At 33.7% G+C, this 24994-nt stretch carries 26 protein-coding genes and 1 rRNA gene; 15 read left to right on the forward strand and 12 right to left on the reverse strand.

Features of this window, described 5'->3' with window-relative positions:
• A partial coding sequence (locus tag TZ01_RS05710) for a transposase (protein ID WP_231563429.1) occupies nt 1-1079 on the reverse strand: 1079 nt, incomplete at its 3' end.
• Nucleotides 1060-1194, reverse strand: coding sequence for an antitoxin VapB family protein (locus tag TZ01_RS09600; protein WP_156150328.1), 135 nt, complete (start codon nt 1192-1194; stop codon nt 1060-1062). The genes TZ01_RS05710 and TZ01_RS09600, both read right to left, overlap by 20 nt.
• A 316-nt stretch (nt 1195-1510) precedes the next feature.
• Between TZ01_RS09600 and TZ01_RS05715 the strand changes: the two genes are divergently transcribed.
• Nucleotides 1511-2536 carry a glycosyltransferase family 2 protein gene (locus TZ01_RS05715; protein ID WP_169749841.1) on the forward strand — a complete coding sequence of 342 codons (1026 nt, stop codon included), beginning with the start codon at nt 1511-1513 and terminating at the stop codon, nt 2534-2536.
• A gap of 23 nt (nt 2537-2559) precedes the next feature.
• On the opposite strand, the gene argS is transcribed toward TZ01_RS05715, so the two are convergent.
• The 3 genes from argS to TZ01_RS05730 all read right to left on the reverse strand — a co-directional run bounded on the left by argS (nt 2560) and on the right by TZ01_RS05730 (nt 7001).
• A complete protein-coding gene (gene argS, locus TZ01_RS05720; protein WP_048101865.1) occupies nt 2560-4194 on the reverse strand; it encodes an arginine--tRNA ligase in 1635 nt (544 codons plus the stop codon).
• A gap of 63 nt (nt 4195-4257) precedes the next feature.
• Nucleotides 4258-5094, reverse strand: a complete 837-nt coding sequence (locus tag TZ01_RS05725) for an Mrp/NBP35 family ATP-binding protein (protein ID WP_048101866.1) — start codon at nt 5092-5094, stop codon at nt 4258-4260.
• Between the two features lie 86 nt (nt 5095-5180).
• Nucleotides 5181-7001: a glycoside hydrolase family 15 protein gene (locus TZ01_RS05730; protein WP_048101867.1), complete on the reverse strand. Its 1821-nt coding sequence runs from the start codon at nt 6999-7001 to the stop codon at nt 5181-5183.
• A gap of 101 nt (nt 7002-7102) precedes the next feature.
• Between TZ01_RS05730 and aroB the strand changes: the two genes are divergently transcribed.
• The 10 genes from aroB to TZ01_RS05780 all read left to right on the forward strand — a co-directional run bounded on the left by aroB (nt 7103) and on the right by TZ01_RS05780 (nt 16471).
• Nucleotides 7103-8155 carry a 3-dehydroquinate synthase gene (aroB, locus tag TZ01_RS05735; protein WP_052656795.1) on the forward strand — a complete coding sequence of 351 codons (1053 nt, stop codon included), beginning with the start codon at nt 7103-7105 and terminating at the stop codon, nt 8153-8155.
• Nucleotides 8152-8946: a shikimate dehydrogenase gene (locus TZ01_RS05740; protein ID WP_052656798.1), complete on the forward strand. Its 795-nt coding sequence runs from the start codon at nt 8152-8154 to the stop codon at nt 8944-8946. The genes aroB and TZ01_RS05740 overlap by 4 nt, the downstream gene beginning before the upstream one ends.
• A 20-nt stretch (nt 8947-8966) precedes the next feature.
• The gene (locus TZ01_RS05745) at nt 8967-9794 is read left to right on the forward strand and encodes a shikimate kinase (RefSeq protein ID WP_048101868.1); all 828 of its coding nucleotides are present in this window, start codon (nt 8967-8969) and stop codon (nt 9792-9794) included.
• A complete protein-coding gene (locus TZ01_RS05750) occupies nt 9791-11044 on the forward strand; it encodes a 3-phosphoshikimate 1-carboxyvinyltransferase (protein WP_048101869.1) in 1254 nt (417 codons plus the stop codon). Before TZ01_RS05745 ends, TZ01_RS05750 begins: the two co-directional genes overlap by 4 nt.
• Nucleotides 11045-11411: 367 nt before the next feature.
• Nucleotides 11412-12881 (forward strand): 16S ribosomal RNA (locus TZ01_RS05755).
• A 126-nt stretch (nt 12882-13007) separates the two neighbouring features.
• Entirely contained in the window at nt 13008-13244 is a 237-nt protein-coding gene (locus tag TZ01_RS05760; RefSeq protein ID WP_052656800.1) for a protein translocase SEC61 complex subunit gamma, read from the forward strand.
• A gap of 10 nt (nt 13245-13254) precedes the next feature.
• Nucleotides 13255-14154 carry a transcription elongation factor Spt5 gene (locus tag TZ01_RS05765; protein WP_052656802.1) on the forward strand — a complete coding sequence of 300 codons (900 nt, stop codon included), beginning with the start codon at nt 13255-13257 and terminating at the stop codon, nt 14152-14154.
• Complete coding sequence (locus tag TZ01_RS05770; RefSeq protein WP_048101871.1) at nt 14151-15527, forward strand: hypothetical protein; 1377 nt, start codon at nt 14151-14153, stop codon at nt 15525-15527. Before TZ01_RS05765 ends, TZ01_RS05770 begins: the two co-directional genes overlap by 4 nt.
• A 2-nt stretch (nt 15528-15529) precedes the next feature.
• Entirely contained in the window at nt 15530-15979 is a 450-nt protein-coding gene (locus TZ01_RS05775; RefSeq protein WP_052656804.1) for a DUF1947 domain-containing protein, read from the forward strand.
• Between the two features lie 42 nt (nt 15980-16021).
• Nucleotides 16022-16471, forward strand: coding sequence for a peroxiredoxin (locus TZ01_RS05780; protein ID WP_048101873.1), 450 nt, complete (start codon nt 16022-16024; stop codon nt 16469-16471).
• Between the two features lie 216 nt (nt 16472-16687).
• On the opposite strand, the gene rpl12p is transcribed toward TZ01_RS05780, so the two are convergent.
• From rpl12p to TZ01_RS05805, 4 genes are read right to left on the reverse strand one after another with little or no spacing between them, the layout of a single operon-like run.
• Complete coding sequence (rpl12p, locus tag TZ01_RS05790; protein WP_048101875.1) at nt 16688-17002, reverse strand: 50S ribosomal protein P1; 315 nt, start codon at nt 17000-17002, stop codon at nt 16688-16690.
• 13 nt (nt 17003-17015) lie between these two features.
• Nucleotides 17016-17966, reverse strand: coding sequence for a 50S ribosomal protein L10 (locus tag TZ01_RS05795; RefSeq protein ID WP_048101876.1), 951 nt, complete (start codon nt 17964-17966; stop codon nt 17016-17018).
• Nucleotides 17963-18607, reverse strand: coding sequence for a 50S ribosomal protein L1 (locus tag TZ01_RS05800; RefSeq protein ID WP_048101877.1), 645 nt, complete (start codon nt 18605-18607; stop codon nt 17963-17965). Before TZ01_RS05800 ends, TZ01_RS05795 begins: the two co-directional genes overlap by 4 nt.
• A gap of 2 nt (nt 18608-18609) precedes the next feature.
• Nucleotides 18610-19083 (reverse strand): 50S ribosomal protein L11, encoded by a 474-nt coding sequence (locus tag TZ01_RS05805; protein WP_048101878.1) that lies wholly within the window; start codon nt 19081-19083, stop codon nt 18610-18612.
• A gap of 151 nt (nt 19084-19234) precedes the next feature.
• On the opposite strand from TZ01_RS05805, the gene TZ01_RS05810 reads away from it, so the two are divergent.
• On the forward strand, nt 19235-19891 hold the full coding sequence (locus tag TZ01_RS05810; protein ID WP_048101879.1) for a 2-phosphosulfolactate phosphatase: 657 nt from the start codon (nt 19235-19237) through the stop codon (nt 19889-19891).
• Here the strand turns inward: TZ01_RS05810 and TZ01_RS05815 are convergent.
• The 3 genes from TZ01_RS05815 to TZ01_RS05825 form a co-directional block, all read right to left on the reverse strand.
• Complete coding sequence (locus TZ01_RS05815) at nt 19888-20565, reverse strand: 6-hydroxymethylpterin diphosphokinase MptE-like protein (RefSeq protein WP_048101880.1); 678 nt, start codon at nt 20563-20565, stop codon at nt 19888-19890. The two genes, TZ01_RS05810 and TZ01_RS05815, sit on opposite strands and share 4 nt — an antisense overlap.
• The gene (locus TZ01_RS05820) at nt 20562-21692 is read right to left on the reverse strand and encodes a DUF373 family protein (protein ID WP_048101881.1); all 1131 of its coding nucleotides are present in this window, start codon (nt 21690-21692) and stop codon (nt 20562-20564) included. Before TZ01_RS05820 ends, TZ01_RS05815 begins: the two co-directional genes overlap by 4 nt.
• Before the next feature lie 65 nt (nt 21693-21757).
• Nucleotides 21758-21973, reverse strand: a complete 216-nt coding sequence (locus TZ01_RS05825) for a helix-turn-helix domain-containing protein (RefSeq protein ID WP_231563430.1) — start codon at nt 21971-21973, stop codon at nt 21758-21760.
• A 107-nt stretch (nt 21974-22080) separates the two neighbouring features.
• Here TZ01_RS05825 and TZ01_RS05830 point away from each other — a divergent pair, with 107 nt between their 5' ends.
• The 3 genes from TZ01_RS05830 (at nt 22081) to dph2 (ending at nt 24993) form a co-directional block, all read left to right on the forward strand.
• Complete coding sequence (locus tag TZ01_RS05830; protein WP_048101883.1) at nt 22081-22827, forward strand: MBL fold metallo-hydrolase; 747 nt, start codon at nt 22081-22083, stop codon at nt 22825-22827.
• Nucleotides 22828-22863: 36 nt separating this feature from the next.
• Nucleotides 22864-23859, forward strand: coding sequence for an NAD(P)/FAD-dependent oxidoreductase (locus TZ01_RS05835; protein ID WP_048101884.1), 996 nt, complete (start codon nt 22864-22866; stop codon nt 23857-23859).
• A gap of 99 nt (nt 23860-23958) precedes the next feature.
• On the forward strand, nt 23959-24993 hold the full coding sequence (gene dph2, locus TZ01_RS05840) for a diphthamide biosynthesis enzyme Dph2 (protein WP_048102160.1): 1035 nt from the start codon (nt 23959-23961) through the stop codon (nt 24991-24993).
• Nucleotide 24994: the final 1 nt, after the last annotated feature.

Below are 24994 nucleotides of genomic sequence, written 5' to 3' on the forward strand. Positions count from 1 at the left end.
CAATTAGGGCATTTATATATTCTATCATTTAAATTTATATTGTATTTATTATGGCATTTGGAGCATTCCTTGGTTGTTGGCAGGAACCTATCCAGTAATATAAATGTTGAGGCCTTATGTTTAAGTGCCTCCTTAATTCCACCCATATTGGTGGATTCTGTTCTCTTGCCAAAGAGATGCTTCCATGAATTAATATTATCATCCTGTGTTATTACTATATCATAGTTTGATGATAGATAATGGACTATTTTATTTACTGTATCCTTTCTTTTATTAGCGTTTTTTGTCTGCTCTATATTGAGTCTATTCTTCAGCTTATAATAGTTATTAGAGTTTTTAACCTTTTTAGATAATCTTTTCTGAATTCTTTTTTCTCTTTTGGATTTTGGTATGCCATAATTTATTATTAAACCATTGGACAATGTTAATTGATTTTTAATTCCCAAATCAACTAATACTATTTTTTGTTTATTTATAGGTTTGTCTAAAATGTACTTATTTTTATATGCTGTTATGTAAATATAATAATCATTGTTTTTATTTATTAACAATGCATTTGCCGGTTCCAATATATTTAAATTATATAATCCATTTACCTTTAATTTCTGCTTTATTCCCTGTATTTTAATAGAATTGTTGTTTATTATTTTATATGCATTGTTATACTGTTTCAATGGTATTGATGTTATATATTTTTTAAATTTTAATTTCCCTGTTTTATATCCATTTTCCTTTAATTTTGATAATCCTTTAATATTATCCATGGTTCTATCAATAATTTCTTCCTTGATCTGTGATGATAAATATTTTAAATCCCTTATTTCATAATGGTCCTTTACATACACTGGTACTTTATTTACCTTGTAATCCATATTAAAAATATCATTGTTAAATTCCTTATTTATAATATAATTGTATAACCATTTAACCTCCAAAAATATTCTCCTTAATATCCTTAATGTGCTGGTATTTAGCTTATCACTGTCGATCTTTGCTTTTATAATTACTGCTGATTGAGATTTTCTTCTTTCTTTAGTTTTATTCAACGAATCTTTTATTTTATTCTTCTTTGCTTCCATCATATTTATTTATTAATTTCATTATAACATCATTATAGCTTTCCCTCGGGTTATTTTTTAATTTGTTTAATTTTTCTCTTGTTTCATCATGAATTATTATATTTACAAACCCCATATTTATGTATATGTGTATCTAATATAATATTTAGTTCTAAAAATGTTTCAAAAAATATTATTTATTGAATATTTGTATTTAAATTCCAGAAATTCATAATAAACTCAGTGGCTTTCTTTCTGGTATATTGATTTGTAATATATTACTAATATATGGTAAACAGGAAAGATGATTTTAAAAGGTGGTTTAAATGATTTTTCTGATTTTGTTTATATTAAATGCTTTTATTTGCGCTTTAATGTTTCCTTCTGCAATTATTTTGCCATACTTATTAATAAAAAACTACAATTCCTGGAATCACAGCCTCGGTAATCCTGTGAATGGAAGGAATGTAATTATATTAATAACCACAAAGGGTGAGGCACAGGAAGTCGTGGCTAACATTATAAAAACATTAAAATCATATTCAATAAACACGAGAATTATAGTATTAACTGAATACTATGATTTATATAGATACGATGCTGAGATTCTAAGGGTACCTGCCGACTATAAAACAAAGAATGGTAGTAAAAACAAACAAAGAGCATTACAGTATTATTCTGAATGGCTATTAAAAAATAATATAGGATCAAATACATATACACTTCATATAGATGATGATAATATTCCTGATGAATTGTATATTAAAAATGTCATGGCAATGCCATTTGATGCTGGCCAAGGAACAATAAGATTGCGTGAATATAAAAACTGTATTATTTCGACCATAGCAGATTTTCAGAGAGTTACGTTTACAGATGCATTGCTTATTTATGCAAACAAAAAGTTCAAACCACTTTCAGTAGGAGGAGAAGGTTTAACAATAAGGGCCGATATAGAGGCAAAATTGGGGTGGGACTTTGGACCAATAGCAGCTGAGGACCTTTTAATGGGCCAAAGGATACATTTTGAGGGATATAAATATGGATATATACCCGGTAAAATATATATAGCCCCTGCATTAAATTTAAAGGATTTTTATGCACAGAGAGGACGGTGGATCCACCATTTTTTTGTAAGCCGTAAAGGTATATTTAATATGAATCCGACCGCTGTTATATTATTCTCATATCTTTATGATTTTATGTGGGTGCCATTTGTCGGTATTATTTTATGGTTTTTTGATTTTTATTTTAAATTCCATTTTCCATTAATAATGTTGATTATTTTAACCTATGAATTAATTATGGGAGTTTTAATTTCATTCTATGGTGCCTTCCAGCACAGTTGTAAACTTTTAAAAATTTATACACTTTTGTTGCAGATTCCCCTAACCTTCTTTGTTGCCATTCCAGTATTTTATTATTTAATAACCAGGAAAAAATTGGGTGAAACAGATTATACAATTAAAAAGGTTTGATCTTTATAATTTAATTTATAATTTTAAATTTCATCAAGAAGCTTTATGCCTATAAGCTTTGAGGCATCCTCCATAATGTTTTTGTACACCATTATAAGCAGAATTCTTTTTGACTCTTCAGGGGTGTTTATAACAGGACAGTTTAAGTAAAATTCATTAAATGCCTTTGATAAATTCAAAAGATAATTGGCGATTATATCGGGCCTTAAGAATTCGACAGCGCTTTTTAATGAATATGGATATGAATACATTACCCTGATTAAATCCTTCTCATATTTATTATAATCGTTACCCAGCTCTCCCCCTGATTTTGATGATTTTCTAAGAACACTGCACGCCCTTGCATATGAATACATTATATAAGGTGCTGAATCCCCCTCAAAATTTAATGCCTCAGACCATTTAAATACTATTGGCTTGTTGGCATTTACACGTACAATATTAAATCTTATTGATGATGCGGCTATGGCCTCACTCACATTTTTTATTAAATTTTCATCATAATCCGGCCTCTTTTCCTTTATAATTTTTACAGATTCCTCAATGGTTTTTTCATAAAGATCGTCAAGTGTGACTATTCTTCCCTTTCTTGTTGACATCTTCCCATTTTCAAGTGATACGAATCCATAAAAAACAAAGTCTATTTTAGACTGAAAATCAAAAAATGTTTTTAAAACATATTCAAGATTTTTAGCATGATCCTTGTGGTCCTCGCCAAGAACATCAACAAGCCAGTCAAAATTTTCCTGCTTAAATAGATGATAAACAATATCGCGGGAAAAATATAATGATGTACCGTCAGCCCTTGTAAGGAATATTTTTTTATCACCAATCTCAATGTATTTTGCACTCCCCTCACTTTTTAGATTTTCAGATATTGATTCAAGCATTTTATTAACGTCACCGTATAATATAAAGTTTGATTCCCATACATATGTTGATATTTCAATACCTATCTTTTTAAGTGATGATTTTACAGAATCCAGAACAATTGATGCGACGTGCTGTATATTATCTATTAATTCCTTATCCCCCTTTTCGTATCTTTCCGCAAGTGCCTCTATTTCATTTTCTATAGATTTATTGGTCTCCATTTCGCGGTAAATTCTCTGGTATCCATCAAGAAGGTTCTGCAGATCCGGTTTCTCATTTTTATGATACTTTACATGCCCAAGATAAAGAGATATTACCTGCTTTCCAGAATCGTTAACAAAATACTGTGTGCATGACCTGTAGCCGTACCTCTCAAGAATTTTATATATGGAGTCACCAATAATTGAGTTTCTAATCCTACCGACATGTATTGGACCGGTTGGATTGGCACTTGTATGCTCTATTAAAACCTTGGACGTATCCTGAAATGTATTTGGAAAATATCCAAAGTCTTTAATGGAATTATATATTATACCAAGCATATTTTCAGGCCTTATAAAAAAATTTATGTAATTCCCCTGTAAATCTATTCTTTCGATAAAATCCTCAGAAAGATTTTCCTTTATTTTTTTTAATATAATTTTCGGGTCTTCCTTTAATTTGAATATTTTAAGTGTAAAATCACCATAATCCCTGCCAAGTTCAACATCGTTCTGTGATATATCTGGATATAATTCCCTTAACCTTTTTAGTATTATTTCCTTATAATCATCAAATATTAGCATGAGCACATAATATAATGAACGTAATTATATTTTTTTATAAAAAATAATTTAATTTTTTATCATTTAATCATTCTTTAGATTTTTCAGAAGATTTTCTGATACCTTTTTAAAAAACTCCATTAATTTTTCATTTTTTGATACTGCGGGAATTCCTGCATCGGAATCCTCAACTATTTCGGGCATCAATGGTATATTTCCAAGATATGGGATATTATATTCCTGTGCTATTTTTTCAGCCCCACCCTTCTTAAATATGTCAGTTTCGTAACCACAGTGTGGGCATATAAATCCACTCATATTTTCAACTATTCCAAGTATTGGTATGTTAACCTTCCTTGCGAAATTTATGGCCTTTTTTGCATCCAGTAACGCAACATCCTGTGGTGTAATCACTATTATTATGCCATCTGCGTTTGGTATCATCTGGCATATGCTTAAAGGTTCATCACCTGTTCCTGGAGGCAGGTCTATTACAAGGAGATCCCTTCCATCCCATTTAACGTCCTCAAGGAACTGCTGCAGTGCCTTGTGCCTTATGGAGCCCCTCCATATAACAGGTGTATCAAATGTTGGAAGGGTCATTGCCATTGATATCACATTTACACCATATTTCGTCTCAACCGGAAGTATTTTCCCGTTTTCATCTCCATAGATCTTTTCATTTTCAATGCCAAGTATTTTTGCATCATCAGGTCCGCTTATGTCGGCATCAAGCAATCCAACCTTTAAACCCTGAGATGCGAGGGTCACGGCAAGGTTTGTGGAAAAAGTTGATTTGCCAACACCCCCCTTACCGCTCATAACAAGTATGGTATGCTTAACGTTATACTTAAGGGATTTTCCCGGTGGGCCTATCTGTGGTCTTGGGGGCGGCTCATTGATTTTTATATTTCCTGTCATAGATTAGTATATATTTTTTTTATATTTAATGCTAATTTAATTATTAAAAAAATGTGATATTTAATAATGAAGCATGGTTATATTTATCAGTCTTTAAGTGCTGAATTAAGGCGTGCAATGGCCCTAATCACACCCAGGTGTGTAATTGCCTGTGGGAAATTGCCAAGCAGGCTGCCGGTTTCGGGATTTATCTCTTCAGAAAATAAGTAAAGATGGTTTGATTTTGATAAAAGCGTTTCAAGAACTTTTTTTGCATGCTCGGTCCTGCCCATTAAAATAAGATCTTCCACATACCAGAAGCTTAGCAATAAAAATGGATTATCCATTGATTTTAAACCATCGTCCTTATTATATCTTAAAAACAGGTAGTTTGGGGTCATTAAATTTGATTCTATGCACCTTATTGTATTTATAACACGTTTATCCTTTATATTAAGGAAATCCATTAAAGGAAGTCTTAGAAGTGATGCATCAATATTTTTGGAGCCATAGGACTGGACAAAGCACTCCATTTCATTGTTATAACCATTTTTTAATATATCCTCCTTTATTTCTTTCTCCACCTTTCTCCATGTTTCATATGGTGCAGAGTATCCGAGTTTTTTGCCCATTAAAATTGCCCTGTGAAATGCAGACCATGAGATTAATTTGGAATAAACATAATGTTTGGGTTCTGTTCTAAATTCCCATATGCTTGAATCAGGGTACTTCCATATTACCTCAAGCTTTTCAAGAATGCCAAGAACAAAGTCCCATAACTGTGTGGTTATTACTCCGTCTGCAAGTGAAAAGTGGTAAATAGCATTTATTATTGAGCCATACTGATCCAGCTGAAACTGGCCAGATGCCTTATTGCCTATCCTTACAGGCCTTGAGTTTCTGTAGCCAGAATAATCAAGTACTTTTTCCTTTAATATGGATTCGTCATTAATTTCATAAATTGTTTTAATTGCCTTCTGCTTATTTATTTTATACATGATATCATAGATAAATTTTGTGGCCTCACCGTTTAAACCAATTAAGGATAGGGCCTCTATAACATAGGCAGTATCCCTAATCCAGGTAAATCTGTAATCCCAGTTTCGGTCACCACCAATTGATTCGGGCAGGCTTGTTGTTGGTGCTGCCACCATCATGCCTGTTGGGTCATAAAATAGACCCTTTAGTGTGAGTGCCGATCTTAAGACATATTTGCCATATATTCCCTCATAATTTAACTTATTTGACCATGCTTTCCAGTACTTTCTTGTTTCGTTTAACCGTTCTATTGATTTGTATTCTAAAATATTATTTATATGCGTTATGCCTGTGGAAACAACAATCCAGTTATAGCCAGTTCTTTTCATCTGGAAGGTTCCGTATATTATATCCCCATCCTGCCTAAAATTAAAATTGCTTGACACCCCAACTGTCTTATTTAATGATCTAAATATATATCCGTTTTTATTATGCTCCACCGATGGTTTAATTTTACCGTAATTAAAACTGGGTTTAATTTTAATCGTGATTTTAATATTATCCTCAAATGGTTCAATAAATCTGTGTATTTCCGGCATGTTTATTGTTGCATACTCTGATGCGGGAAGAAAATCAGTTATTCTTACTATTATTCCATTTTCATCATAAAATTCTGTTACCAATATATTTGTGAGCTCCTCATAATACTGATTCACCATCAATCCAGAACGATTCGGTCTGATGGAAAAATACCCACCACGGTCTGCATCAAGTATTGAATCGAAGAGTGGTTCTGAATCAAAATTTGGCAGGCATGCCCAGTCAATGGTACCATCCATGCCAACCAGTGCAGCGGTTTTATTATTAAAAATTACTCCATGATTCTCTATTTTTATATAATTTTCAGAATAAACATCTTCGATCTTTTTAAGACGCCCATAAATTTCCATTGTGTATGTCTATTTGAAGCGTATATTTATATTTTTAATACGGATATTAATTATTAAAATAAAAATAGATTTAAATAAAGAAAAATTATAGTCGTATTAAAATGAAACAAATAAGCGCGGACATAAATGGAGGTAAAATTAACATTTATATAGGTTCAGGTCTTGAAGATTATATAAACAATAACATATATGGAAGGAATGTTAGCTTTGTTTCAAAATCCCTGTCCGGATACCGTAACAAATTAAAAAAAATTAAATCTATAAAGATTTACATGCATGATGGAGAATCAATAAAGGATTTAAGATATCTAAGATTTATAGTTAAAAAACTGATAGATTTAAATATTGAAAGATCAGATACAGTATCATATATTGGTGGTGGAACTGTTGGTGATTTAACCGGATTTGCATCATCGGTATATAAAAGGGGAATAAATCTTGTTGCGGTTCCAACAACACTTCTGGCACAGGTTGATTCTTCCATAGGTGGCAAGAACACCATAAATTTTAGCGGCATTAAAAATGTTATTGGAACATTTTATAATCCAAAATATATATTCAATGATACAGATTTTTTATTAAATTCCGATAAATCGCTTTTAAATGATGGCATGGCAGAGATTATTAAAATGGCGATCATCAATGATGAAAATTTCTATAATTATCTTAGAAATAATAACATAGACACAATTTTTAACCAGAATGATCTGGAGAATATAATATATAAAAGCAATAAGATAAAACTTAACATTGTTTCAAGAGACTTTTTTGATAAAAATAAGATCAGATATCTTTTAAATTTCGGCCATACAGTAGGACACGCAATAGAATCATTTACCAGTAATGATGTTTCCCATGGAACCGCAATTGCAAATGGTATGCTTGCCGAGAATTATATAGCATATAAAATGGGCCTATCTGAAAATTTTTATGATGAAATAATTACAATTCTGGAAAATTATAGAATCCCATTATTAAATTTTAAAAATTTTGATCCGGATATTATAATAAAATATATTTTAAATGATAAGAAAATGGAATCTGGCAAAATTAATCTTATTGTTCTTGACAGGATTGGAAAATCACATACAGAGGCTGTTGAAGTATCAGAAATCAAAAGGTATTTTTCTGAATTTCTTGAGGTAAAAAAATGAATGCATCCGCACTTATAGGAAAACCAGTAACACATTCTGCCGGACAGTACATATATAATAAAATATTCAAAAAAAATAACATTAATTCTATTTACCTTAGTATAGACCTTGATATGGAAAATATACCAGTTTTTATAAGATTTGCACGTGAGAACCTGTTAGGATTCAATGTAACAGCCCCGTATAAGGAAGTTATTTTAAAATACCTTGATGTTATAGATGATACCGCATCAGGCATAGGTGCTGTAAACCTCGTTAAGAACTGTTCAGGAAAATTATATGGATACAATGCCGATTATAACGGTTTTTTATTTTCTCTTAAGCATAATAAAGTTGACCCCAATGGCAAAAAAATATTAATACTGGGCACAGGTGGAACGGCCAGAATGGTTTATTATGCGCTTAAAAGTAATTACAAATGCACTGTCTTTAACGCCACAAGAAATTTAGAAAATAAAAAGAATAAAAATTTTTTTGATAACCTAATAGCATATGATGAGCTGATGCCAGAATATGATATTATAATAAACTGCACGCCTGTTGGAACATTTCCTGACATTAAGTCCCCAATTGATGGATCCAAGATTATGCATAAATCCACAGCCATTGATATGATATACAATCCACAGAAAACTAAATTCTTAGCCCTTGCTGAAAATAAGGGATGCAGCACCGTCAATGGTGTAGATTTATTCATTGGCCAAGGTCTTGAAACATTAAAAAAACTTTATAATTTATCTATTGACTATCAGGAATTTAAATTGTTATTTAATGAAAAAATAATTAAGTAACTTAATATTATTTCTATTGAATGATTGTTAAAACCAATGGAGGGCTTTCTGTAATTTCAGCATTTGTGGATGGTATTGGGTCAGCAATTTCACTGGATTTGCCAATGTACACAACTGTAATAGAATCTGATTCAGATAAAATAGGTGATCAAAAGATATTAGAAACATTGGAGATAATCAGGAATAAATACAGTATAAATAAAAAATATTCTGTTGAAATAAAGAGCCAGATACCTCAGTCAGTGGGATTAAAAAGCAGCAGTGCAATGACATTATCATTACTGTACGCAATATTAAGGCTAAATCGTATATATTTAAAGGAGGATGAATTATTAAGATCGGCAGCCGAAATATCACTTAAAAATAAAACATCAATAACCGGTGCACTTGATGATATTTCAATGTGTTATTATGGAGGATTAACAGTTACAGATAACTTTGATTTTAGACTTATAAGAAGGATAAAAATAGAGAATACACCGGTGATAATAGCATATCCCAAATTTTATCATAGAAGTACATATGATATGAAAGATATTGATTTTAAAAAATATAAAAAATATATACAGAAACTGGAATTGCTCTTAAACAGTAAATATGTTTATGAAACCATGGTTCTTAATGGATACCTTTTTGGCTCCCTTTTCGGCTATGACCCTGAAATAATAAATTATTTTCTTGGATCTGGGGCAATTTTTTCCGGAATAAGTGGTAAGGGTCCTGCTGTATTTGCCATATATGAGGATAATGAGGATCGTGATAATGCAGCCTCAAAATTTAGTTACAAGAATTATAATATAATCAAAAGCAGAATTAATAATGATGGAATTAATATAATATATCAATGATTATTGAAGTGAAGCCTGGAGAAATTGGTGGCATCGTGGAGGCCCCATCATCAAAGAGTTTTACACAGAGGTATGTCCTTTACTCTGCATTTTCTGGAAAACCAGTAACATTAAGGAATATATCATACTGTGATGATGAGCTTATTGCAATAGATATAGCAAAAAGCTGCAATGCCCATATTGAATATCAAAGGAGGGATGTAAAAATAACTCCTGATTTTAAATGCCCAAAAAAAATCTATGTTGGTGAATCTGGAACATCGTACAGGCTTTCACTGGGATTGCTGGCAGGAAGGAAGTGCACCACGGAGATATCTGGAAAACCTGCCCTTGCCAAAAGACCAGTTGAAGACCTTATTTCATGCCTTGAAAATACTGGATCAATTTTTTATAAAAACAGTGAGGGGTTTTATAAAATAGATGCAACAAATTCAGGTAATGTTTACTGCACTTTAAATGCATCAAAAAGTTCACAGTTTGCAAGCGCCATGCTTTTTTATTACTCATTTTTTAAAAGTGCATGTTTTGGCATAGATTCCATGGTTTCAGAAAAATATATGGATATAACAGTAAAAACACTGGAAGATTTTGGTATTAATATTAAGCGTGAGAATAACAAATTTATCATAGATGGATATCTGAAATCAAAAAATGACATTCATATAGAGGGTGATTACTCATCAGCGTCATATTTTATGGTTCTTGGCATCTTTACAGGAAATATATTAATAAAAAATCTCAAAAAAAACAGCCTGCAGCCTGATAGTGGAATAATTAAAATACTCAATGATGCAGCCGGATGCATAGAAATTTTTGATGATTATATAAAAATAAATAAGGCATATGAAATAAAAACAGTTGTTGTTGATGTATCAGCAACTCCTGATTTTGCACCAGTTGCATCTGTAATAGGCATATTTTCAAAAAATGGGGTTATCATTAAAAATTATCAGAGGCTGGAAATTAAGGAATCTAACCGTTATCTTAATATTCTGGACATGGTTGAAAAATTTGGCGGGATTGCTGAAATTAAAGATGATTTTATGTTCATTCACCCCGGTGGTATTAAGAATCCTGACACATTAATTTACAGTGACCATAGAATGGTAATGAGTGCCATAATAGCCGGAATAATTGCAGGGTCAAAAACAAGATATGGCGATATCGAGGCCATAAATAAGAGTTACCCCTCATTCCTAAATGACCTGAAAAAACTTGGCGCTGATATACGATTTAATACTGAAATATAGTCATAAAAAAATCTTAATTAAGTTTAATATCCGGAAAATTAAAAATAAATTTTTTATAAATTTAATTGAGAATGTTTTAAATTACAGTATTGTAATAATTTATATTGTAGCTAATATAATTATTTTAAAATTTTTTATTAATTTATAAAATCTCTAAAATTGAAAAATATTATATACAGATATGTAATTACTAATAGTAGCACAAAACCAATCTCAAACGGATAGATGGATAATATGCATGAAAATGCATTTGGATGAAATCTATTTTCCAGGGTTGGCAGAGATGAAGTTCCCATTTGAATAATGGGTTCCGATATGTAAGGCAAAGCCGCTAATTTCTTTAACAATAAAAGTGGAGGTAGGATTAACTCCGGTTGATCCTGCCGGCGGCCACTGCTATCAAGTTCCGACTAAGCCATGCGAGTCAAGGTATCGTAAGATGCCGGCATACTGCTCAGTAACACGTGGATAATTTACCCTTGGGAAAGGGATAACCTCGGAAAACTGAGGCTAATACCTTATAGTTGCTTAAAACTGGAAGGTTTAGGCAATGAAAGTTTCGACGCCCAAGGATAAGTCTGCGGCCTATCAGGTAGTAGGTGGTGTAACGGACCACCTAGCCTTAGACGGGTACGGGCCCTGGGAGGGGTAGCCCGGAGATGGACTCTGAGACATAAGTCCAGGCCCTACGGGGCGCAGCAGGCGCGAAAACTGTGCAATGCGCGAAAGCGCGACACGGGGAGCTTGAGTGTCTTGGCATAGCCAAGACTTTTCTTATACCTAAAAAGTATAAGGAATAAGTGCTGGGTAAGACGGGTGCCAGCCGCCGCGGTAACACCCGCAGCACAAGTGGTGGTCACTTTTATTGAGCCTAAAGCGTTCGTAGCCGGTTTTGTAAATCTTCAGGTAAATCCTGAAGCCTAACTTCAGAAGGCCTGAAGAGACTGCAAAACTTGAGATCGGGTGAGGTTAAACGTACTTTCAGGGTAGGGGTAAAATCCTGTAATCCTGGAAGGACGACCGGTGGCGAAGGCGTTTAACTAGAACGAATCTGACGGTGAGGAACGAAGGCTAGGGTAGCAAACCGGATTAGATACCCGGGTAGTCCTAGCTGTAAACACTGCCCACTTGATGTTGCTTTTCCGTTGAGGGAAGGCAGTGTCGGAGCGAAGGTGTTAAGTGGGCCGCTTGGGAAGTATGGTCGCAAGACTGAAACTTAAAGGAATTGGCGGGGGAGCACCGCAACGGGAGGAATGTGCGGTTTAATTGGATTCAACGCCGGAAAACTCACCGGGAACGACCTGTGGATGAGAGTCAACCTGACGAGTTTACTCGATAGCAGGAGAGGTGGTGCATGGCCGTCGTCAGCTCGTACCGTAGGGCGTTCACTTAAGTGTGATAACGAGCGAGACCCACATCTCTAATTGCTAATGTATATGCGAATATACATGCACTTTAGAGAGACCGCCATCGCTAAGATGGAGGAAGGAGCGGTCGACGGCAGGTCAGTACGCCCCGAATTTCCCGGGCTACACGCGCATTACAAAGAACGGGACAATGCGTTGCAACCTCGAAAGGGGAAGCTAATCGCGAAACCCGTCCATAGTTAGGATTGAGGGCTGTAACTCGCCCTCATGAATCTGGATTCCGTAGTAATCGCGGGTCAACAACCCGCGGTGAACATGCCCCTGCTCCTTGCACACACCGCCCGTCAAACCATCCGAGTTGGTGTTGGATGAGGCTTAATTCGAGAGGGTTAAGTCAAATCTGATGTCGGTGAGGAGGGTTAAGTCGTAACAAGGTATCCGTAGGGGAACCTGCGGATGGATCACCTCCATGAAAAGGCAGCTTTGCCTTACACTACTTTTTTTATTTTTTAATTTTTGTTATGCTTTAATGTTTTTATAAAGAATTTTAATACAATTTAGAAAAGATTTTATTTTATGTTTGTCTTATCAATATGATGGATAAAACTACCCAGGACAAAAAGACCGTTGAGGACAGGCTAATCGAGCAGCAGGAGAAAATAGAGAGAAGATTTCAGGGAATAGGCAAGGGAAAATATTCAAGGATTTTAAAAATGGCCAAAAAACCAACAGGTGAGGAATACACTAAAATATCCCTTATAGCAGGTGTTGGAATTATTCTTTTAGGATTAATAGGTTTTATTATATATTATATAATGCAGATAGTGTTTTAGGTGAGTTTTAATGGAACAGGAATTTGAATGGCTGGAATCAAATATTGGTGATGAAATAAATGCGGGATGCAATAAGAAAATTAAGAAGAGGGAGGAAAAGGATACTGATAGCAGTTTAATACCATTAAATTTAACTGTTAAAAACATTCAGAATGTAAAAAGAAAGTTTAATGTAAATATAAAATGCAGCTTCAATCAGAAAGATCCATTAATAGAATGGAAGATTAAATTAAAAAATGATTATAATTTGTCCCCAAAGGATAATAAAGAAATAAATGAGGATTTTGATATAGAGGGAAATAAAAGCCGCGACCTGAATTTAGAGATAGATACCCCAAGAGGGGGGTATATGAATGACTCACTCACAGTAAATCTAACAATAAATTCAGAGGATGGCATAAATAAGTATAATAAAATATTTAAGGTAATTTTAAGACCGGTAATAATAATAGCAAAATGTACAATAGGCAAGGAACTTGATATTGCCATAGACCTTTCAAATCATGGGGAGAAGGACAGGGACGATAGAAAAAAGAGCAACCCAAATGCTGAAAATGAAATAATGGCAATAATGTCTCCATATGAAATAAAGGGATACTTCTTTATCGAAACCATGCATGTGGACCGCGTTGAGCTTCTGGCAAGGCAGATAAGGGGATTTAAGGGTCTGGTTTCCGGTGAAATAGATATATCAGAGATAGAAAAATACCTTACACCAAAGCCAGCGGTTACGGGCCTTGAAATGGGGGCCCTTGTGGAGATTGTTGAGGGGCCATTCAAGGGCGAAAGGGCAAAGATAACATCAATAGATGCCGCCAGGGAGGAGGTAACAGTCCAGTTAATAGAATCCATGGTACCAATACCGGTAACGGTAAAGGCTGAGGCCATTAGAAATCTTGATAAGGCATGAAAATTAAAAGTAATTCAGCAGATAGTGAAAGAAAATTTATTGATAATATAAAAAAATTTTTTGAAGACCCACTTGTTATACTTCCTGAATGCACCGATAGCTGCATGTTCTGCCCGGTAAAATCTTATAAAAAAAAGATTGAGGCCATGATGCAGAACAAAAATTTTGGAAAATATTTTAATTCCGCAGACCAGCTGCTCAGTGCCATATCAGAATCCTATAAAATACTGGAAAATGAGAGGGTTCCATTAACCGGAATAATAAAAACGAATTATGGGTCTGTATCATTCTGCAAAAGGGGAAATTCCGATGAGTATATATTATCAGGGGTTCAAAATTACAACAATACTGTTTACAGGCTGCTTGCATTTAAAAATGTTATAAAAAACAAAAAATTAAACATTTATTCCTCCTCCAATTTTTTTCAGGCAACATGTAAAAACATGATTAATATAGAAACCCTTAAGGATATATTAAATGATGAAAAACTTCAATATAAAATAGAAAATGGTGATGTTATATTTGGGACCTCCGGAAATAAAATGGAGTTTAATTTGTTTAACATAAAAATTATTATTTATGAGGATTTTCAGCAGAACATACCATATTTATTATTTAAACACATTGCAATGTACGATTACAATCTTGATATTAAAACTGATTTTCTTGAATTCATCGATGATGATAAAGGTACAGTTTTTGAGTATATAAATAATAACATAGATGGCAGAACGTTCTTTTCAAAAATAAAAAAATTCAAGATTAATTATGTAAAAAATAATGCACTCTTTGTAATAGATAATAAAAATTATGGTGTTGAGGATTTTGTAAAAATATTAAATTTTGACCCAAAAATTTCAGATTTTATCAAGGATAAATTAAGGGAATCAAAAACAGGATTTTATCTGGAAAACGCTAACCAGAGGAAAATATTTGAATTTCTATTTCCCCGATATAAAAATGAAATAATTAAACTGATGTATGGTTTAAATGATGATGAAATAAAAAAACTAAAAGGTGGTCCACTTGAGATAATGAATATGGCTGCAGATATTAAAAACAGGAAAAATGTGGCAAATAAAATAGTAAAGCCCTGGTCTGAAAATTCTGGATTTTTAATAGGGCTGATTACAGAATATTTTAGCCACGGTGAGGAGGCGGGGATAGTGTATGGCCAGAGGGGATCAGTGGATAGCCCAATAAAAAAGGGGATATACTCTGCATTTCTTTCTGTTCTTGGAAAGAATGAGGGGTGGCGTTTCTCTGACAGTGAGGAAAAACTTGGAGAGCTAATATACCCATATATGAAGAACATAATAAATGGCACTGAGATTAACAAAGAGTTAAATAAATTAAAAGCCATAATTGATTAATTATGTCTAAACATGTAATATCAAAAAAAGATTATAAAGAATTAAGGGACAAGATGGCAGCAAAGGGCATGGACATATCAGGACTTGAAAATATTGAGGTTGAGGAAAAAAAGAAGGATAAAATATATTATTATATGGGCAGACCTGTGATAGTCAATGATATGCCAACAATATACCTTATTAATTACATTAAGCCAAAGGACAGGGTGGTGGTTATAGATTCAGGGGCAGAACCCCATATAAATAATGGTTCAAACCTATTCGCACCCGGCATTATAGATATGGATATTAATATTAAAAAAGGGGATACAGTTTATATAAAAAGCAGTAAGGGTTATTATATTGCACTGGGAATTGCAATGGATGATGGTGAAAATATAATGAGGAATAAAAAGGGAGAGGCTGTTAAAATAATACATTATATGAATGATCAGATCATGAAATTATTTTAAAAAAATACAAAAATATTATTAATTTATTAATTATATATAATCATGGAATTATTAAATGTTGGCGATACTGCACCGGATTTTGAGGCCACAGATCAGGATGGGAACAGGGTAAAATTGAGCGATTTTGCCGATAAGACGGTGGTTCTTTATTTTTATCCAAAGGATAACACCCCAGGATGCACCGTGGAGGCAAAGAATTTCAGAGATAATATAGACCTTTTTAATGAAAATGGCGTGACGGTTCTTGGTGTCAGCGTCGATTCACCAGAATCGCATAAAAGGTTTCAGGAAAAGCAAGGATTAAATTTTACACTTGTTTCAGATAAGGAAAAGAAAATAGTTAAGGATTACGGAGTTCTTGGGCTGTCAACCGCAAAGCGTGTGACCTATATAATAAATAAGGGAAAAATAGTATATGTATTTCCAAAGGTTACACCAAAGGACCATGCAAAAGAGGTTTATGATAAACTCAAAGAATTGAATCTAATATAATTTTTATATTTGTTATATTTAATCGGAAATAAAATTATTTTTTATATCAGCATCCATTATTGTTACCCCAATGGAGGAAATCAGCCATATTATTGATATAAGCAGTAAAAATGAGTTAAACCTTATAAGAGAGTAAATTAAAATTGCAAGTGGTATAATATATTTTATTAATAACCAAAAAAAATTATTTAAATTCATATTAATTCATTTATATATTTATCCAAACAGAGAGCTTAGTCCAGCCATTGCATCTGATTCTGCTTCCTCTTTCTTTTCTTCCTTCTTTTTCTCCTCTTTCTTCTCTTCCTTCTTCTCAGATGCTGCCGGTGCAGGTGCTGCTGCGGCTACTGGAGCTGCTGCTGCATTTTTAAGAACCTCATCTATATTCACATTTTTCATGCTTTCAAGAAGAGATTTTAATCTTGCCTCATCAGCAGTAACTCCTGCGCCTTCGAGTACCTTCTTCAAGTTCTCCTCATCTATTTCTTTTCCAGCTGTGTGGAGTAACAATGCTCCATATATATATTCCATTCAAACTACCTCCTTATCCAAATAAAGCTCCGAGTCCTGAAGCTGCATCATCTTCAGATTTTTCCTCCTTGCTTTCTTCTTTCTTTTCTTCCTTTTTATCCTCTATGTTTTCATTATTTAAATCTTTATTTGTTAACGCATTAATTGCGCCAGCATTTATTGCAGCCTTCCTTATAAAGATTTCAATGTTCTTTTCGTCCACAAAGTTTGTGGTTAATGCAAGTTCCTGTGCCTCCAGATATGCCTTTGAAATAAATTCTTTAACAGTTTCCGGTACGAGATATTTAATTTCCATTGCAATATTTTTTGCACCGAAGAATGCCTTTGAAAGATCTGCCATTATGCTCTCAACGGTAATTGATAGCACATCCCTTGTGAATATAATGCCATCCTCATATGCAGAGAGAAGGTCAAGTCCAACTGTAACAGGGAGTATTTCAAGTTTTTCAAGTATCTGTGCCTTATCCTTTGTTATGACCTCTCCCTTCTTTACGAGTTTTACCTCACTTTTTATTACAATCTTACCCTTTTCAATACCTGCTGGTATACCTGCCTTCTGAAATACAGTTATCATTGGGCCTGGTGGAAAATTTGTTTCCTTTGGCTCTATTATTATATCATCCTCTGCTATTTCACCGCCTCTGGCTGCTGCCTTTGTTCTTTTTGATTCTAGTATGTCATATATTGATTTTGGTGTTTCCTTTGTTGTTAAAAGTGCAACCTGTCCGTTGGCAAATTCTGCCATGTTCCCTATGCTTTTTTTATTGCTATTTTTAAAGGCCCTCTGCAGGAGCCTTGCACGCATGACCTTAATATGTGCATCTGACCTCAGATCGTTTCTGATCTTCTGGAATTCCTTGTTTCTTAAGCCCTTTATGCTAACAACAGCTGCAACCGGGCTGTTGTTTATTTCGTTGGTAATCGAATCTACCAATTCAACCTTCCATTTTGCTGGCTCGCTCATTCTATATCACCCAAATCTATGTTTACAGCCTTGCCCATGGTAGATTTTATGTACACAGACGCAAGATTGCTTTTTCCCTTCTCAAGATGTGATATAACCCTTTTAACAACTGCATTCAAATTCTGGGAAATCACATCGTCTGGCATATCCTTAACGCCTATGGGAACATGGAAAGTCCTTTTGTCCCTGCTGCGCGCCCTTACACTTTTTTTAAGATTTTCTATCAACTGTGTTGGGTCCTGGCCTGGAGGCACGGGTTTTGGCATCTTACCCCTGGGTCCCAGTATTATACCAAGACTTTTACCAATAGACCCCATCATTGTAGATTCAGCCACAAAGAAGTCTATTTTATTTACAAGCTTTTTAAATGCCTTTTTATCGTCTATAAAATTATTTAAATCCTCAAGACTGTATTTATAATCGGCATTTTGTGCCTTTAGCCTCATTTCATCACTGGCTATGAGCGCAACCTTAATATCCTTGCCACGACCCCCGGGAAGTATTATTTCCTCATTGATTCTGTTTTTGGGGTCCGACATATCAACATCCTTTAGATTAAAGGCAAGCTCAAGGCTTTCCTTAAATTTTCTTTCCTTTCCCTGTTTTGCTTCCTGTATGCTTTTAATTACTCCACCGGCCATTATTATTCACCTATTTCTATTTCGCCGTTCTTTATTTTTTTCTGTATCTCTTTTGGGCTCTGCCCCTCCACTGTTATTCCAAGGGAAACAGCAGTTCCCAAAACCTCCAGAACAGCTCCTTTCATATTGTATGAAAGTAATGATGGTTTCTTGGCCTTTGCAACATTTTTTATCTGTTCAAGTGTCGCATTGCCAGCTATTTTTTCCTTTACATTTCCTGATCCCTTTTCTATTCCGACCTCCTTCTTTAGGAGGGCGGATGTTGGGGGCACACCCACTATTATCTCATATTTTTTTGTGGTGGGGTCTATAACATTTACGGTTACAGGCACCTGCATCCCCGCGAAGGATTTTGTCTTCTCGTTTATATCCTTAACAACCTGTCCGAGATTGAGCCCAAGAGGTCCAAGGGCCGGACCAAGAGGCGGGCCAGTTGTGGCTTTACCTCCCTCAACCATTGTTTTAACAGCAACCATATGTTACACCTTTTGATTATACCATATTATAAACATATTTTTAATATTTTTCTTTTTTAAAATGTTTAACAATTATAAAAATTACATAATAGTTTTTGAAAATTTATGCTCCTATAAAAAATAACTTATATTTATATATTATACAATACAGATGAATGTAAATATAGTTGATGGGCGAAAAGAAAAAATTTTTGACGGTTCAACAAAAGTTCTGATAGATATTTTTAGATCTACAACGACAATTCCATTAATTTTATACCGTGGTGCAAAATATGTAATTCCGGTAAGAACCATAACAGAGACAAGAAAATTAAAAAATAAGAATCAGGATTATATTACCAGTGGGGAAAGATTTGGATTAAAAATACCCGGGTTTAATTTTGAAAATTCACCATACTCCATTATGAATGCTGACCTTTCTGGAAAAATAGTCTTATTTACATCAACAAACGGTATTAAGGTGCTATTCAAGCTTATCAAATATCCTGGAGATATATATATTTCTTCATTTATAAATTTAACGGCAACCTATAATGCCATTAAAGATAATGAAAATATTTCCCTTGTGGTATCTAACAGACCGGATGGTAAATCTGATGAGGATTATATTTATGCAGAAATGCTTAAAAGCAGGCTTGAGGGAAATGAGGTAAATATTGATGATTATATAAATAAAATTATAAACAGTCATGGAGCAAAAAGATTAAAGATTATGGGTGCGGGTCATGATATAGACTATTCAATAAAGGTTGATATGTATAATTATCCTGTTATATACAGGGATGGCAAAATAATTACAAAAAACTAAATCTCAATCACACTTGATTCAATGAATTTTTTATGCCTTTCGCTGGCAAGTATTTCAAGAAGTTTCCTTGCCCAAAATAACTTTTTTTTCTTAAATGCTATGGAATTTTCGTCATAGTATGGCTTTATGGTAACCTCTTTGAAACAGAATCCAATCAATATTATACTGGAAGCATTAAGATACTTTGCAAGAAATGCTGACCTGTCCCCATCAGTAAATCCAAAATAATTTTTTATGTTTTTTATGGGTATGTTCTGTGTGGTTCCCATTGCCCTTGGGAATTTCGATGAATACTTGAGTATTTTATTAATATTATCCCCATGAGCATGTATTATTAAATCAGTACCATTTTTATAATAATTATGAATTAAATTAATGTCACCATCCAGGTCTGTAACAATTATATCGGGCTTAATTGATGCATATTCATGGAATCTTGTTACTGCTGAATCGGCAACAATAACCACACCGCCAGATATTGAATTTAATCCATCAGGCATGTTTTTTCCATTTCCTACTATAAAGAAATTTTTACCATGGTATTTTTTTAAAAAATTTTCATTGCTGTTAATATAATTTGAAAGAATAAATGATGATATTAAATCTTCATTGCGGTTTATCCCCAATGAGTCTGTTATATCCTCATATATTTTTAACCATTGTATTAAATTCATTTTACACCAAATAATGATTTTTGCTTTGATTTTATTGTTGAACGGTACTTATGTATTACTGCTGTGACGAGGGCCATAATAATCCCGGCTATCAGATAGACAAAGTAGATCATAAAAGATGAAAATTTTATAAAGCCCACAACATATCTTATATAATTTATCATTCCGTAGGTAATTAACTCTAGGGCTATTGAAAATGATACGCCGTACCATATTTTTGAGAGCCTTCCAGCCTTGCTAATAAATGATATATCAAAGGCCTCAAATAATGATCTTGATAGGTAAGACCCGTAAACCCACCATGAAATTATTGCCAGAAAAACCAGAATTTTATTTAACAATGGTACTGTTTTAAGTGTCTGCTCATATGTATATGCAATGCCTATAATTATTATAAAGAAGGACACCACATATGATAGCATGGATATCTTTGTTTCTTCTGAATATTCCTTTAAAGCGCTTAATACTGTTACAATTTTTGGCCTTATATCCGCATCCTTTAAAATAAAATAGGAACCTATAACTATTGTAACAAGCATAATTGCACCGCTTGATGGTATAATAACATATGACCTGCTTATTATCATGGAATATACAGTAAATATTAGCAGTGCAATACCATAGCTGAGTAAAAGCAGACCAACAGGCACGGTGAACTTCCTTGAAACTTTTTTATCCTTAAAGGCTTTAACAATATAATAATATGTGGATTCAATATTTTCATTATGCCTTACTATAATATGCTTAACATACCTTATCTTAATTCGTGATGCTATTATTGGTGTTATATAATCATCCTCGGCACCGTCAGAAATGAGGATTAAATCATCATAATGTTCCATGTTTAATACCTCATCAAGCTGAAGGCTCAGAATCTCATCTGATTTTTCCCCAACGTCACTATCACCGGTGATTAGTGCTATTTCCACATTTTCTCCCTTATCCTTTAATTCCTGGTAATGTTTTAGTGCACCAAAAAGTGCGTTTGAATCAGAATCTTCGGGGTCCTTTGTTATCAGGGCAGTGGCTGCCCTGTAACAGTTATTATATCCAATAATCGGTCCGGTAATACCGGCCTTCATACCGTAATCGTTATCCCGGTCGATGTTTAAAATTAATGTCTTCATAGGTGCATATTAATAAAGAGATAAAACTATTTAAATATTTATTTATAAAAATAAAATACAAAAATTTATTTTGTTATAAAATACCCGGCACTTTTTTGCCTTGCAACCCTTTTTACATATTTTTTATCCATTAATTCCTGCAATGATGCAGTTATCATTGATTTGCCCAGACCTGCAGCCTTCATAATATCGTCTGCTGTCTTTAATTTGCTTTCTGAAACCGCGCCAATTTTTTTCATGGCATCATAAACTTTCTGTGCATTAGGTGATAGATCATCCATGATTATCAGGGGGATATATTTAAGGTAAATATATAAACATTATTATAAAGCAATATTATTTTATTTTTAAATAAAAAATCTATAATACAATAATAATATTATGAACCATGATAAATTTCCTTATGATTGCCTCAGGAAGCAGGGGCAATTCAACATTAATATGGGATGAGGATGATTTAATAATAATTGATGCGGGTATTAGCCTGAGAAAATTCAGGACCAAAACTGCATCATTTAATTTTGATGATCTGGAAAAATCTATATTTATCAGCCATGAGCATTCCGACCATGCCTCAGGGGCCAAAACCATTTCTAAAAATATAGGTGCAGATATATATTCCAGGCCTGGAACACTTGAAAGATTGAATATATCCGGCTTTAAAATAAATGATGAAACTGCAATTGGAAATTTTTCAGTAATACCTGTAAGTGTAAGCCATGATGCCATTGACCCTGTGGTTTATATAATTAAAAATAGAAACATTAAAATGGCTGTTGTATCTGACCTTGGCAGGGTTTCAGATGATTTATTATACTGCATAAAAAATTCTGATATACTTGCCCTTGAATCAAATTATGATTACAATATGTTAATCAACGGTAAGTATTCGGAGCCATTAAAAAGAAGAATTTTAAGTGAGTACGGCCATTTATCCAATGAACAGAGTGCCGATGCCCTGTTCGAATCAGCCTCAGAAAATACACATATAATACTTACACATCTTAGTGAGAATAATAATACACCAGATATAGCCCTATCATATGCCAAGTCATATCTAGGCAACCGTGGAAAAAAATATAGAACAATAGAGTGTGCATCTCAGGAAAATGGTAGCTCTATTTATACATTTTAATACTAAAATTTTTGTAGTAAAACCTAATGTAGTCATATGCAAAACTATGAGTTGATAATAATTGGTGCCGGTCCTATTGGTCTTTACTCAACATTCCTGGCCGGCCTGAGGGATATAAAGAGCCTTACACTTGAAGCGCTTGATTACAGTGGCGGACAGATACCAGAGCTTTACCCAGAGAAAACAGTTTATGATGTTCAGGGAATACCAAGAATAAACGCAATGGAATTAAGGGATAAGATGGAGGAACAGGCAAGAATGTTTGGCAATGAGATTTTATTTAATTCCAAGGTTACAGATATAATAAAAACTGATAATGGGTTCAATGTGGAGGTTAATGGTGAAAAATTGTATTCATCACGTGCTGTATTAATATGTACCGGCATGGGAGATTTCACACCAAGGAAAATAGGGTGCCCGGGAGAGGATGATTATCTTAACAAAGGCTTAAGTTATACTGTTAAGGACATAGAAAAATTTAAGGATACCGTTGTTGGAGTGGTGGGAGGTGGTGATGCTGCCATTGATTATGCAAACGAACTTGCGGAGGTGGCTTCCAGGGTTTATGTAATACATCATAGTGAAAAATTCAGGGCTGCAGAGAAGACCCTTGAAAATGCAAGAAAAAACCAGAAAATTGAATTCATAATGAATACCAGCGTTTCAAAGATTTCGGGGAATTCCGTGCTTGAAAATGTTACACTGCATAATGTAAATGATAATACAGACAAAATATTAAAACTGGACAGGCTGGTCATAGCGATAGGCCATGTGGGCAAGGCAAACCTATTTAAATCAATAAATCTTGAGACAAGCCCAAATAAAAGAAACATTATGGTGAATAATAGATTTGAAACAAATATTCCAGGAATATATGCTGTTGGTGACGTTGCCTCCATAGCCGGGGAGCCAATACACCCATTGATTGCAGTTGAGGGCGGGGATGCATACATGGCCATTAATATAATAAAGAAGTATCTTAACCCTGAGGCATCAATCTTTGGTGGGCACAGCTCAAGCCTTAACTTATAAAAATTTAATTCAATGCATTATTTATTATATTTTATTTGTTTCAAAGTTATACAGATAACTTGATTTATAAATAAGGCATATACCATGATTGGTGTTTTTATGGATAAGGAGGAGGCATTTAAACAGTTAAAGCGGATGAATGCGAAAAAAATTTTATTACAGATTCCAGACGGCCTTAAACCACAGGCATTTGACATTTTTAATTATTTTGCTTCAGATTTTAATGTAATAGTAAGCTCATCATCATTTTACGGTGCATGTGATATTGGGAATAGGGAGATTTATGAAGGTGTTGACTGCATTGTTCAGCTAGGCCACACAGAGATACCAAATATAAATTATCCACTGCCTGTTATTTTCATAGAATATTATTACAATACCATTGAAATAGATGATTCCACCTTTGATGTTCTTAAATCTGATGGCATAAATAAAATTGGTCTTTTATCATCTGTTCAGTACTACAATGAAATGCTTTATATAAAGGATAGATTGGAAAGAAACGGATTCAGTGTTTACGTTGGGAAAAACGATGGGAGGCTAAAATATCCTGGGCAGGTTCTTGGATGCAATTTTAGCACTGCACATTCTGTATCTCTATATGTTGATGCATTTCTCCTAATAAGCACCGGACTTTTCCATGGCATAGGTGTGCAGTTATCTTCAGATGACAGGGATGTTTATATCCTTGATTTAAATGATAAAAAGATACATAATATAAGGCATGATACTGATATTTTTCTTAAAAAACGTTATGCAAGAATGGAAAGGGCATTGAATGCCAAGAGATTCTGTGTTGTTGTCGATACCAAGATTGGACAGTACAGAATGAAAATTGCAAATGAAATTTATGAAAAATTAAAGGCGCTTAATAAAAATGTTATAATGACAAGCGCAGATAATATTAATCCTGCCGATTTTGAAAATTTCATGTGTGATGCCATTATTTTCACAGGATGCCCAAGGGTGCCAATAGACGATGAGGAAAAGTTTAAAATGCCTGTGCTTACGCCCACTGAATTTGATTTAATTTTTGGATTTAAAAAAAGTAAAAGGTATGTGATGGACGAAATAGTCTCTGTGGATAAACAGGAGGAAAATAAAAATACTGAAACTAAAGGCATTAATGCATAAT

The sequence above is a fragment of the Acidiplasma sp. MBA-1 genome (assembly GCF_000949015.1).
Lineage (GTDB): Archaea > Thermoplasmatota > Thermoplasmata > Thermoplasmatales > Thermoplasmataceae > Acidiplasma > Acidiplasma aeolicum.